The sequence below is a fragment of the Bacillus sp. CZDM1 genome, from assembly GCF_055502545.1.
In genome coordinates this window covers 846,969-859,254 of sequence record NZ_JBUESO010000001.1, presented here as the reverse complement: position 1 = coordinate 859,254, position 12,286 = coordinate 846,969, and the positions used below count along the sequence as shown (strand labels likewise).

General features: G+C 39.3%; 9 protein-coding genes and 1 other annotated feature. Of the genes, 7 read left to right on the top strand and 2 right to left on the bottom strand.

Annotated features, from left to right (window positions below; genetic code table 11):
* Positions 1-559: 559 nt before the first annotated feature.
* Positions 560-1,558, top strand: a complete 999-nt coding sequence (gene ccpA / locus ACY3XC_RS04505) for a catabolite control protein A (protein ID WP_464867437.1) — start codon at positions 560-562, stop codon at positions 1,556-1,558.
* A 44-nt stretch (positions 1,559-1,602) separates the two neighbouring features.
* On the opposite strand, the gene acsA is transcribed toward ccpA, so the two are convergent.
* A complete protein-coding gene (gene acsA, locus ACY3XC_RS04500; protein ID WP_464867436.1) occupies positions 1,603-3,321 on the bottom strand; it encodes an acetate--CoA ligase in 1,719 nt (572 codons plus the stop codon).
* A 201-nt stretch (positions 3,322-3,522) separates the two neighbouring features.
* On the opposite strand from acsA, the gene ACY3XC_RS04495 reads away from it, so the two are divergent.
* Genes ACY3XC_RS04495 through ACY3XC_RS04485 form a run of 3 tightly spaced genes read left to right on the top strand, consistent with a single transcriptional unit; the run spans position 3,523 to position 6,005 of the window.
* Complete coding sequence (locus ACY3XC_RS04495; protein WP_464867435.1) at positions 3,523-4,155, top strand: GNAT family N-acetyltransferase; 633 nt, start codon at positions 3,523-3,525, stop codon at positions 4,153-4,155.
* A 30-nt stretch (positions 4,156-4,185) separates the two neighbouring features.
* Entirely contained in the window at positions 4,186-4,833 is a 648-nt protein-coding gene (locus ACY3XC_RS04490; RefSeq protein ID WP_464867434.1) for an acetoin utilization AcuB family protein, read from the top strand.
* On the top strand, positions 4,830-6,005 hold the full coding sequence (locus tag ACY3XC_RS04485) for an acetoin utilization protein AcuC (RefSeq protein ID WP_464867433.1): 1,176 nt from the start codon (positions 4,830-4,832) through the stop codon (positions 6,003-6,005). The genes ACY3XC_RS04490 and ACY3XC_RS04485 overlap by 4 nt, the downstream gene beginning before the upstream one ends.
* Positions 6,006-6,042: 37 nt before the next feature.
* On the opposite strand, the gene ACY3XC_RS04480 is transcribed toward ACY3XC_RS04485, so the two are convergent.
* Positions 6,043-8,814, bottom strand: coding sequence for a transglycosylase domain-containing protein (locus ACY3XC_RS04480; protein WP_464867432.1), 2,772 nt, complete (start codon positions 8,812-8,814; stop codon positions 6,043-6,045).
* Positions 8,815-8,958: 144 nt separating this feature from the next.
* Positions 8,959-9,174: a binding site (T-box leader), on the top strand.
* Between the two features lie 117 nt (positions 9,175-9,291).
* On the opposite strand from ACY3XC_RS04480, the gene tyrS reads away from it, so the two are divergent.
* The 3 genes from tyrS (at position 9,292) to ACY3XC_RS04465 (ending at position 12,239) form a co-directional block, all read left to right on the top strand.
* Positions 9,292-10,548: a tyrosine--tRNA ligase gene (tyrS, locus tag ACY3XC_RS04475; protein ID WP_464867431.1), complete on the top strand. Its 1,257-nt coding sequence runs from the start codon at positions 9,292-9,294 to the stop codon at positions 10,546-10,548.
* A 325-nt stretch (positions 10,549-10,873) separates the two neighbouring features.
* On the top strand, positions 10,874-11,755 hold the full coding sequence (gene pdxS / locus ACY3XC_RS04470; RefSeq protein ID WP_464867430.1) for a pyridoxal 5'-phosphate synthase lyase subunit PdxS: 882 nt from the start codon (positions 10,874-10,876) through the stop codon (positions 11,753-11,755).
* Positions 11,756-11,909: 154 nt separating this feature from the next.
* The gene (locus ACY3XC_RS04465) at positions 11,910-12,239 is read left to right on the top strand and encodes a DUF3870 domain-containing protein (protein ID WP_464867429.1); all 330 of its coding nucleotides are present in this window, start codon (positions 11,910-11,912) and stop codon (positions 12,237-12,239) included.
* Positions 12,240-12,286: the final 47 nt, after the last annotated feature.

The following is a 12,286-nucleotide window of genomic DNA, read 5'->3' as shown; positions in this document are numbered from 1 at the left end:
TCGTCGTTGTTAAACATTGTAGCCAAGTAGGATAAAAATGACCCCTTTTCTTTTTACACAATTATACGGACTTAATCGCTCGGGTACTTAACCTGATCCCCAAACTGATAAGTGCGGCCCCTCTTGATCCTAGATATAGGAATCAGCAGCTTTGTATCGACCAGATTATAAAGATCAAAAAAATTGGTACTCAAAACGGCACAGCAAATGACAGAGGTATTATATATAATGAGGTCAATTGCTATGTCAAATTTAATGATATTTCGTAGAAACCTTGATAAATAAAGAAAAGACTTCTCCCAATTCCTACGTTAATTCTTGTGTCTTTTAATAAGAGAGCACCCTAAAACGTAACCCGTTAATGTCTTACAGAAGGTTTCTTTTTATAAGAAAGTGAAAATAAAGTGAAAATGAGAACAAATATCATTGCGACTTGCTTGTTCTTATCGTATGATTAAATACATATAAAAAAGTTTGTTTACTATATCACAATGACTAAATTATTGAAAATGCTGTAAAATAAAAGAAAATACGTATCGTGTTTAAGGAGAGTGTTAACGTGAATATAACAATTTATGATGTTGCCCGGGAAGCAAATGTTTCGATGGCAACCGTTTCACGTGTAGTCAATGGAAATCCAAATGTAAAACCTGTTACTCGAAAAAAAGTTTTAGAAGTCATTGATAGACTTGGCTACCGCCCTAATGCTGTCGCAAGGGGATTGGCTAGTAAAAAGACTACGACTGTTGGGGTAGTCATTCCCGATATTTCAAATATCTTTTTTGCAGAACTGGCTCGTGGGATCGAAGATATCGCTACCATGTATAAGTACAATATTATTTTAAGCAATTCCGATCAAAACTTAGAGAAGGAATTACACTTATTAAATACAATGCTGGGGAAACAAGTGGATGGGATTGTATTCATGAGTGGAAATATTACAAAAGAACATGTGGAGGAATTTGGAAAGTCACCAGTTCCGATTGTTTTAGCTGGATCGATTGAAGAATCGGAACAGATTCCTTCTGTTAACATCGATTATGAACAAGCTGTTTATGACTCAGTGAATGAATTTATTGAAAAAGGTCATAAGCATATCGCCTTTGTAATAGGTCCATTACAGGAGCCAAGAAATATCCACAAAAAACTAAGGGGATATCAGCGGGCACTTGCAAATGCAGGAATAGATTTTAATGATTCACTTGTTGTAGAAGGTGATTACACCTATGACTCTGGATTAGAAGCATTCGATAAATTATTAGAGGCTCCTAATAGACCAACAGCAATACTAGTTGGCTCCGATGAAATGGCACTTGGTGTCGTTCATGGTGCCGAGGATAAAGGATATAAAATTCCTGAAGACTTCGAAGTAATCACATCAGATAATACAAGGCTTTCATTAATGGTTCGCCCCCAGCTGACCACAATCGTTCAGCCTTTATACGATATCGGAGCGGTGGCTATGCGTTTACTCACCAAATTAATGAACAAAGAAGAGGTAGAGGAACAAACCGTTGTGCTTCCACATCGCATCGAACACCGTCAATCAACGAATTAAAAAAAAGCGGGAGCGCCTTGATCATAGCGCTTCCGCTTTTCTTTTTAATCTTCCATTGTAGACAGGTCACCTGTTGGTAAGTTAAGTTCCCATGCCTTTAAGACACGTCTCATAATCTTACCACTTCTTGTTTTCGGAAGCTTATCTCTGAAATCAATTTCCCTTGGTGCTGCATGTGCAGCAAGACCTTTTTTAACAAAATTCCGGATTTCTTCCTTAAGTTCATCTGTAGCTTCATAGCCGTCTCTTAGCGCAATAAAAGCCTTAATAATTTCGCCGCGGACAGGGTCAGGTTTTCCAATTACTCCAGCCTCTGCAATAGCAGGGTGCTCAATAAGCTTACTTTCTACCTCAAATGGTCCAACGCGTTCTCCAGACGTCATAATAACATCATCCACCCGTCCCTGGAACCAGAAGTATCCATCCTCATCCATATAGGCGGAATCGCCAGAAAAATACCATCCGCTAGGCATAAAGTAGGAATCATATTTTTCAGGATTATTCCAAATGGTGTACATCATGGATGGCCAGCCTCTCTTAATAGCAAGATTCCCCATGCGGTAAGGTGGAAGTTCATTTCCTTGGTCGTCAACAATCGCAGCCGCTACACCTGGAATAGGTTTGCCCATCGAACCTGGTTTAATTTCCATACATGGGTAGTTGCTAATAAGCTGTGCACCTGTTTCCGTCATCCACCAGTTATCGTGGATTCTTTTGTTAAAAACCTTCACGCCCCATTTTACTACCTCAGGGTTTAGCGGCTCTCCAACACTTAGTACATGTCGCAGACTGCTTAAATTGTATTTCTTAACAATTTCATCCCCTGCGCCCATTAACATCCGGAATGCGGTCGGAGCACTATACCAAACGCTGACACCGAAGTCTTCAATCATTTTGTACCAAGTATCAGGGCTAAAACGACCGCCAACAATGACGTTTGATGTTCCAGTTAACCATGGTCCGAAAATACCGTAAGATGTCCCTGTTACCCAGCCTGGGTCTGCTGTACACCAATAAACATCTTCTTCTTTCAAATCGAGTATCCATTTTGCTGTTTGATAATGTTGGATCATTGCATTATGTACATGCAGTACCCCTTTAGGCTTGCCTGTTGAACCAGAAGTATAGTGAAGAATGAGACCATCTGTACGGTCCACCCATTCAATTCTCAACTTGTTGCTTGCATCTTCGAACTTTTTCAAAAAGTCAATATAAGGTCCTTGTTCATCAACATTTTGGCCGATAAGGAAAATATGCTTTAATGATGGCAGCTCATCGACAGGTACACGTTCTAACAGTTCAGGGGTAGTGACCAAGACCTTTGCTTCACTATCTTGTAAACGATCCCTAACGGCACCCTCCATGAAGGCTTCAAATAACGGCCCGACAATCGCACCAAGCTTAATGGCACCCAATACAGTAAAATATAGTTCAGGTGAGCGAGGCATAAAAATAAAAACACGGTCTCCTTTTTCTACATCGCCATATGTTTTTAAAACATTTCCAGCTTGATTTGAAAGCTCTTTCATTTCTTTAAAAGTATACTTTTCATTTCTGAAATTATCGCGATAATAAAGGGCTACCTTATTTTTACGAAAAGTTTCTGCATGGCGGTCAATCGCTTCGTATGCCATGTTAACAAGTCCTGTTTCATGCCAAGAGAATTCCTTTTCAGTCTCCTCCCAACTAAAATTCTTATACTTCTCATCATAATTTGCTAAATTATGCTCTCCTTGCATTACTGGCAGCTTTTCCACTTTCATTCCATTTCCCCCTTATGCTAGTATGAGATAATTATAGTACAAAAAGTAATTATTCTCAATTTTAAAAAAAGTTTTATCAATTTCGGTAAATTGTCACATCATTTTCTAATTAAACAGAAAATTGTGGGAAGAGGCTAAAAAGCGATAGAAATTATGTATAATAGAATTAGATATGCGAATGATTTTTCAGGTGGTGTAGGGATGGAACACAGAAAAACGTACAATGCTAAAGAATTAAAAACTTCCCATGGAAACTTAATTATCGAAGGTCCTATTTCCTCAGATAAACTTGCTGGCTATGAGTTTCACGAACATCTTACCGCTTTTCGTCCCCCAGAGCAGCAGCATAAAGCGCTAGTAGGGATCGCACAGCTTGAAGAGGGAAGAATTATTATCGCTAGGCATCATCATACCATTGTTGGTTATGTGACCTACCTATTTCCAGATCCTCTTGAAAGATGGTCGGAAGACAAAATGGATAATTTAATTGAATTAGGTGCTATTGAGGTAATTCCTCAATTTAGAGGATGTGCGGTAGGAAAGAATCTCCTCATTGTTTCTATGATGGATGATGCCATGGAGGATTACTTAATTATTACGACAGAATATTATTGGCATTGGGATTTAAAAGGAACAGGTTTAAATGTTTGGGAGTACCGGAAAATCATGGAGAAAATGATGAATGCTGGGGCCCTCCAATGGTATGCAACGGATGACCCTGAGATATGTTCACACCCGGCAAATTGCCTTATGGCTAGAATTGGCAACAGAGTCGATGTAGAGACAATTCAACGGTTTGACCGGCTTCGTTTTATGAATCGATTTATGTATTAATACGAAATTTAGGTTGAGGGGGGCTTTTGGATGATAGTAGAGGAAATAATGAAAACGGAGATTGTTACCGTTACACCAACAGTTTCAATTGCTGAGACAATGAGATTAATGGAAACGAAAAAAATTCGCCATATTCCTGTTATTGATGGAGAACAACAACTTGTTGGTATTGTAACTTTATCTGATATTCGCGATGCTGCTCCATCTATATTCCGTGCTAACGAACATGTAGAGGACTTGCAAAACCCTGTAGACACCATAATGAAAAAGGACGTCATCACGGGTCATCCGCTTGATTTTGTAGAGGAAATTGCAGCACTCTTTTATGAGCATAAAATTGGCTGCCTGCCGATTACAAACGGTAGAAAACTAGTTGGAATAGTGACTGAAACTGATTTACTCCGAACGTTAGTTGAGTTGACAGGTGCCCATCAACCAGGTTCTCAAATTGAAATTAGGGTTCCTAATCTTGCAGGAAAGCTTAGTGATATTACTAGTTTGATAAAGAATCGGAAAGCAAATATTTTAAGTGTACTCGTTTATCCTGATAAAAAGAATGACCAATACAAAATACTTGTCATCAGATTGCAAACGATGAATCCTACTTTGCTTATCCAGGATTTAAAACAATCTGGCTATGACGTACTGTGGCCAAATCTGCCAGGTGTTTCCCTATGACCGATCGATGTTCATTTGTATTTTCAGAAGAACTGTTAAAATATAAATTCAACAGTAATCATCCATTTAATCAGTTTCGACTTAAACTTACTGTAGATTTATTACATAGATTAAATGTCCTGGACAATCATCAGGTAGTTCCTCCGAGAATGGCAACAGAGGAGGAACTTGCCCTTGTTCATGATCCTAGTTACATTGATGCTGTAAAGATGGCAGGGGATGGACAACTTCCACAGCATGTGGCTGAGAACTATGGGATAGGTACGGAGGATACTCCGATATTTCCTAATATGCATGAAGCAAGCGCTTTTTTAGTTGGAGGAACACTTACGGCTGTCGATCAAGTTATGACAGGACAGGCAGTTCATGCCCTTAACCTGGGAGGTGGATTGCATCATGGATTTCGCGGAAAAGCTTCTGGATTTTGTATATATAATGATAGTTCAGTAGCCATTAAATATCTACAAAATAAATATAATGCAAGAGTTCTATATGTTGATACCGATGCCCATCATGGAGACGGTGTACAATGGTCCTTTTACGACGATCCCGATGTCTGTACTTTATCCATACACGAAACGGGAAGATACTTGTTCCCTGGTACCGGTAATGTGAACGAGAGAGGCCAAGGAAAGGGATACGGTTATTCCTTCAATATTCCTTTAGATGCATTTACAGAGGACGAATCCTGGCTTCATGCTTATACTCAATCGCTAAAGGAAGTAGCTGAGTTTTTTAAACCAGATGTCATCCTGACTCAAAATGGGGCTGACTCCCATTATTATGACCCTTTAACCCATTTATCAGCGACGATGAAAATCTATCGTGAAATTCCTAAGCTTGCACATGAAATTGCCCATCAATATTGCGGTGGTAAATGGATTGCAGTCGGCGGAGGGGGATATGATATTTGGAGGGTCGTTCCAAGGGCTTGGGCACTTGTATGGATGGAAATGACTGAAAACTCAAACTGTTATGGAAGTTTACCACTGGACTGGCTGGATTATTGGCAAGAAAAAGCACCAGTAAATCTTCCTATTACCTGGGATGACCCAGAGGATATGTATAAACCAATCCCTAGAAAAGCAGAAATAACAGAAAAGAATTTACTTACTCTTGAAAAAGCACTCTATCCAATTAGAAGTAATAAAAAAAGCGAATCAAAAAAATAAAGGGCTTGGATTCATATCCAAGCTCCTTTATTTTGCTTTATTGAGGTGCAGGAGTAGGAGTAGGAGTAGGAGTAGGTGTAGGTGTACTAATAACACCTGCCTCTACTTTATTCGAAGCCGCGGATTCCTTCCCTGCGATATCTACAGCTGTTACATGGTATGAACCGTTAGAAGCTGTAAAGGAAAGACTGGAACCATTTTTGATGCTCGCGACCTTCTTTCCATTTTGATATACTCGATATCCAACAATATCATTATCACCTGGTGCGCTCCAAATTAAATTGTTACCGGAAAGTGATAGGGTCACGCCGTCTGGCGCTTTTCCATTATCTACAATTTTATCATTAGGAACAAGAATCTTACCCCAACGCTCCATCTTAGGAATTAGCTGGCTTGGATTGTTGAAATTCTTTCCAACCATTTGTGAAATAAAGTCAGGACTTAGGATAACCCCTTGCTCTGAAAATTCCGCTGGTGTTGAATCTAATGCAAGATACTTTTTATCGCCAATTTTCACATAATTTCCTGCAATTAAGCTATCATCTCGCTTTGTCGGTACATTCTCCGCATTAAAGTAATCACTTACAACTAAACCTGCCTTTGAGCAGGCATCCGAAGGTAATAAACCTGAAACGGCGCAAAATGAGCGTTTTACAATTCCAGCTGGTACAGGAAATTGTACATTTGGGTTTATTAACTCTGGTTTAATATCATAAGCTGCATTTATTAATTCAGCCCATAGGTTGTTCGTTCTTGATGAGTAAGACTTATTTAATGATTTTGGCGTGTCATAGCCTGTCCAAATCCCAAATGATACGCTTGGATTGGTAGCAACAAACCAAGAGTCAATGAACTCGTTTCCTGTTCCTGTTTTACCTGCCCAATCTGCTCTAAACTTCAATTTACTATTTATAGCAGCTGCGGTACCGCCAGGTCCGATTACATCCCGCATCATATCAAGCGTTAAAAATGCCGTTTGTGGTTTAAATACATCGACAGGCTTCACTTCATGTTGATAGATGGTTTTACCGTTTTTATCGACGATTTTTTCAATCATGTAAGCATCAACAAATTTACCTTCATTTGCAAAAGTAGCAAACGCATTGGTATTTTCTTCAACGGTTACACCATTTTTCAATGACCCAATAGAGGTGGAGAGATTGGTATAATCCTCACTTCTTAGAGATGTAAAACCCATTTTTTCAAGATATTTTGCAGGCTGCTGGTCAATGATATCTTTGTAAAGTTTAACTGCAGGAACATTATAAGATTTTTTTAGTGCATGTCTTGCTGAGGTGATACCACTGTATCTTTTATCATAGTTGAGAGGCCAAGGTCTTGAAATGGAAGGCTCGAGCCTTAAAGCTACATCCGGTAAAGGTGTCCCTGGTGATGCTTTCCCCAATTCAATGGCCGGTGCATAAACTAGTAAGGGCTTCATCGTCGAACCGTTTTGGCGGACAGCGCTAGTCGCATGATTAAGCTCCTGTTTATTATGGTCTCTTCCACCTACAAAACTGATGATTTTCCCTGTTTTATTCTCGATTAGCATAGCACCGACTTCAACCGGCTCCATGACAGTAATGGTTTCCCCAGTTTCTGGATCCTGTTTCTCTTCAGGTTTATCAGGTCCGTAGTTAGAGTAGTTATTCTTTACAACTTGAAAGACATCATAGATATCTTTGTTAATGGTTGTGTGAATTTCGTATCCATTTTGTCTTAAGTTTTGCTTGGCTAATGTTTGGTATTTATAATAAAGATTTTCATCTTCCTTTAAATCTTTTTCTTCATAACCTTCGTTTTTCGCCAATACATTCGTCAGTACGTCAACCGCACGCTTTTCAATTTCAAATGATAAGTATGGATATTTTTCAAGCGGGTTGATCCCTGCAGGAATAAAATCCTTTGTGATATCGTAGGATGAGGCTTCCGCATATTGCTTTTCATCAATATGACCGCCATCATACATTCTTTTTAGTACCGTTTTCATTCGGGAAAGCCCAGGTTCTAAATTATTTTTCACAGTACCCTCTCTTGTAAAAGGGGTATACCCAAAGGGGCTTTGTGGCAAACCTGCAATAAAGGCTGCTTGTGGAAGGGTCAATTCGCTGGCATTCTTTCCGAAGATTCCTTTTGCCGCTGCTTGAACACCGCCGATATTCTTACCGGATGAGTTTCTGCCAAAAGTTGAAACGTTTAAGTAAGCTTCTAGTATTTCTTTTTTGCTAAAGAATTTCTCTAATCGAAGGGCGAGCAAAATTTCATTTGCTTTTCTTGCGAATGAGACTTCGTTTGTTAAAATTTGGTTTTTAATTAATTGCTGTGTTAATGTACTACCGCCAGTTTGATTAGCAGAGTTGGTTACTTCTTGGAATAGTGCACGAAATACTGCTTTTGGCACAACTCCTTTGTGTTTATAAAAATACTCATCTTCTGTTGCAATTACTGCTTTTACCAGATAATCTGATACTTGGTCTATTTTCACTTCTTCTCGTTCAAGATCTGTACGCAGTTTTCCAAGATAGACATTCTCAGAAAAATATAAGTCCGATGTTTCCGTATAATTATAAATGTCTTTCTTCATACTGTCATAAGATCGGACAGGTTCGTCTTTTACAAGCGAGGCAAAATATCCTGCGCCCACACCACCTGCAAATGCTCCCCCAAGGATAACGACTGTCATTAGCAGCAGTAAAAGGTTCCAAAAGACATGGTACGTTATACGTGCACTTTTTACTGTTTTTTTATGGGTAAACAAGTTGGTTATGGACTTTAATTTCTCTATCCACGCTTGAAATTTATCATTCATAGAATCACCTCTTTTAAAATCACATATATTATAGCATAATGACGATTGCAAAAATGACAAACTTCTACATTTTCTGATATTACCAGTTCTTGTTTGACAGCAGGTATAAAATATGGTAAAAATTCTATAAGTTATAAATTTCATAATCAAGCTATGAAGGGAATCTACTGTAGGTCTTCTATCCCTGTTTTAAGAGAGTCAGCGGCTGGTGAAAGCTGACACAAATAGAAGAGTGAATTACGTCCCAGAGCTTTCTCCGTGAAAAAGAAGTAGCGGGGAACGGTCTAAACCGTTAATTTTTACGAGTTGGAGGATTCATTCCTCAAGCCGGGTGGTACCGCGCGTATATGCGTCCCTGCATTTTTTGCAGGGGCGCTTTTTGTTTTATTTTTTTGATGTGCTGTGATAAAAAGTTCGCAAATCAACAGCCTAGTTTAACACAGCCTATTTATTAGAGAATTTGGAGGGAATATGCAAATGGATTTATTACAAGACTTAAAATGGCGCGGCCTCATCTACCAGCAAACAGATGAAGAGAGCCTTAAGGATTTAATTAGTAAGGAGAAAATCTCTCTATATTGTGGAGTAGACCCAACAGCAGACAGCATGCATATCGGACATATGGTGCCGTTTTTAACACTTAGAAGATTTCAGCAGCATGGACACCGTCCTGTTGTTCTAGTTGGCGGTGCAACAGGGCTTATCGGAGATCCAAGTGGTAAAAGTGAAGAACGTAATCTGCAAACCTTGGAGGCTGTACAGAAAAATGTTGAAGGGATTCAAAAGCAGCTAGCAGCTATTTTTAACTTTGATGGTGAAAATGGTGCTGTCATGGTGAATAACTATGATTGGGCAGGGTCGATGGATATTGTTACGTTCTTACGTGATATTGGTAAGCACATTGGCGTCAATTACATGCTGGCTAAGGATACAATTGCTTCACGACTTGATTCCGGGATCTCGTTTACCGAATTCACGTATACGATTCTTCAGGCTATGGACTTTAATCACCTTTACGAGAATTTCAATTGTAAATTACAAGTGGGGGGAAGTGACCAATGGGGCAATATTACTTCCGGACTTGAACTAATTCGTAAAATGCAGCCAGAAGGTTCGAAGGCATATGGAGTAACGATTCCACTTGTTACAAAAGCGGACGGTACAAAATTTGGGAAAACAGAAGGTGGAGCCGTTTGGCTAGATGCTAAGAAAACGACCCCTTATGAATTCTACCAATTCTGGATTAACGCAGCGGATGCAGATGTAGTGAAATACTTGAAGTACTTTACTTTCTTGTCTCACGAAGAAATTGAAGCGTTAGAAAGGTCTGTTGAGGAAGAACCACATTTACGCAAGGCACAAAAGGCCTTGGCTGAGGAAATGACTCGTCTGATTCATGGTGAAGACTCTTTACAGCAGGCGATTAAAATTACGCAAGCATTATTCAGCGGGGATGTCCAAAGCCTGTCTGCTTCAGAAATCGAGCAGGGTTTCAAAGACGTTCCATCCTTTAATGCTACTGAAGCCGATGCTAACTTAGTTGATCTATTAGTTGCAGCGGAAATTTCTCCATCCAAGCGCCAAGCTCGAGAAGATATCACAAATGGTGCGGTTACAGTGAACGGGGAACGCATAACCGATACAACCTATGTATTGCAGGACACTGATCGAATTGAAGGTCAATTTACGATAATTAGAAGAGGTAAAAAGAAATACTCACTAATTAAATATTAATCAATAGCAAAACCGGTCTCATAAATATAATGAGGCTGGTTTTCTTTTATCCTAAAGAGAAATTTTTTGCAGTTTAGGTGCAAAAAATACAAGGTTAGTGCCAAGAAATTTTGCATATTGACTTCACAAATAGTTAGCAAATAGGCGTTTTTAATATTGGCACAGTAATTGCATTGTGTTAAGTGAAAAAAGGATTTGGAGAAATATGTAATATTATACATTTTTAGAAGCCAAGCCTTTTGGTTAATGATAATTCCTATTGAATTATATGAGTTTTCCTTTTAAAAAAATTAATACGTTCACAATCATCAAAGGGGGATTAACAATGAAAACAGGTACGGATCGTGTAAAAAGAGGCATGGCTGAAATGCAAAAGGGCGGCGTCATAATGGATGTTGTTAATGCTGAGCAAGCAAAAATAGCAGAGGAAGCAGGAGCAGTAGCTGTAATGGCATTGGAGCGCGTGCCTTCTGATATCCGTGCAGCTGGCGGAGTGGCAAGAATGGCAGATCCACGAATTACAGAAGAAGTTATGAAGGCTGTTTCCATTCCGGTTATGGCAAAAGCACGAATCGGACACATCGTTGAGGCCCGGGTTCTTGAAGCAATGGGCGTTGATTATATTGATGAGAGCGAAGTTTTAACACCGGCTGATGAAGAGTACCATCTAAATAAAAAAGTTTACACTGTTCCATTTGTTTGTGGTTGCCGTGATCTTGGCGAAGCAGGTCGCCGTATTGGTGAAGGTGCATCCATGCTTCGTACAAAAGGAGAGCCGGGAACTGGTAATATCGTAGAAGCAGTTCGTCATATCCGTAAGGTAAATGCACAGGTAAGTAAAGTCGTTTCAATGAGTGAAGATGAATTGATGACAGAGGCTAAGCTGCTAGGAGCTCCGTATGAACTTCTACTTGAGATTAAGCGTCTTGGACGCCTGCCTGTTGTAAACTTTGCAGCTGGTGGAGTAGCAACACCTGCTGATGCTGCACTTATGATGCAGTTAGGTGCTGATGGAGTATTTGTTGGTTCAGGAATCTTCAAATCTGATAACCCAGCAAAATTCGCTAGAGCTATCGTGGAAGCAACAACCCACTACCAGGACTATCAACTAATTGCAGAGATTTCAAAAAATCTTGGAATTGCAATGAAAGGTATTGAGATTTCAACTCTGTCTCCTGAAGCGCGTATGCAGGAACGTGGTTGGTAAAAACTTCAAATAATTAGTTGTAAGATCTTTATCGGTATTGAAAGCGCTTTAACTTTTTTAAAAATTTAAAATATTCGCATTGACATTGTTTATTCTAACCCGTATACTCGTGTTAGAAAGGTGTTCAGTGGGTTTTTGAAGGGTGGATTAGGGCATGCAAACACTGGAAACGGTGATTGTTACAGGATATGCAAAAGCTCCACAGGGAACTTCCATGTATGAAATGTATAAGCATGCTGGAATTGTCCTCGAAGTGAATCTAAAGGATCATAAGATTATCGGCGCTGAATTCACATTCGTAACTGAACTAACAAAAAATTATTTTCAAAAACTGCTGATAGGCTACTGTCTTGAAGACGGTGTTGAGCAGCTGATTAAACGAATTCAAAGTTTTTATTTTGCTCCATCCCAGCAAGCAATCATTGTGGCTTTTCAAGCTGCAGTTCAACGTTACTGGGATAATGTGAAGCAAATGAATACATAACGTTTGGTTATAATAAAGTGGGAAGATGACCTCTTCCCATGGTCTTA

What these genes read in the sequence shown, in the direction of transcription:
- acsA (WP_464867436.1), bottom strand. Translation starts at nt 3,321, where the DNA reads ATGAAAGTGGAAAAGCTGCCAGTAATGCAAGGAGAGCATAATTTAGCA.
- ACY3XC_RS04495 (WP_464867435.1), top strand. Translation starts at nt 3,523, where the DNA reads ATGGAACACAGAAAAACGTACAATGCTAAAGAATTAAAAACTTCCCAT.
- ACY3XC_RS04490 (WP_464867434.1), top strand. Translation starts at nt 4,186, where the DNA reads ATGATAGTAGAGGAAATAATGAAAACGGAGATTGTTACCGTTACACCA.
- ACY3XC_RS04485 (WP_464867433.1), top strand. Translation starts at nt 4,830, where the DNA reads ATGACCGATCGATGTTCATTTGTATTTTCAGAAGAACTGTTAAAATAT.
- ACY3XC_RS04480 (WP_464867432.1), bottom strand. Translation starts at nt 8,814, where the DNA reads ATGAATGATAAATTTCAAGCGTGGATAGAGAAATTAAAGTCCATAACC.
- tyrS (WP_464867431.1), top strand. Translation starts at nt 9,292, where the DNA reads ATGGATTTATTACAAGACTTAAAATGGCGCGGCCTCATCTACCAGCAA.
- pdxS (WP_464867430.1), top strand. Translation starts at nt 10,874, where the DNA reads ATGAAAACAGGTACGGATCGTGTAAAAAGAGGCATGGCTGAAATGCAA.
- ACY3XC_RS04465 (WP_464867429.1), top strand. Translation starts at nt 11,910, where the DNA reads ATGCAAACACTGGAAACGGTGATTGTTACAGGATATGCAAAAGCTCCA.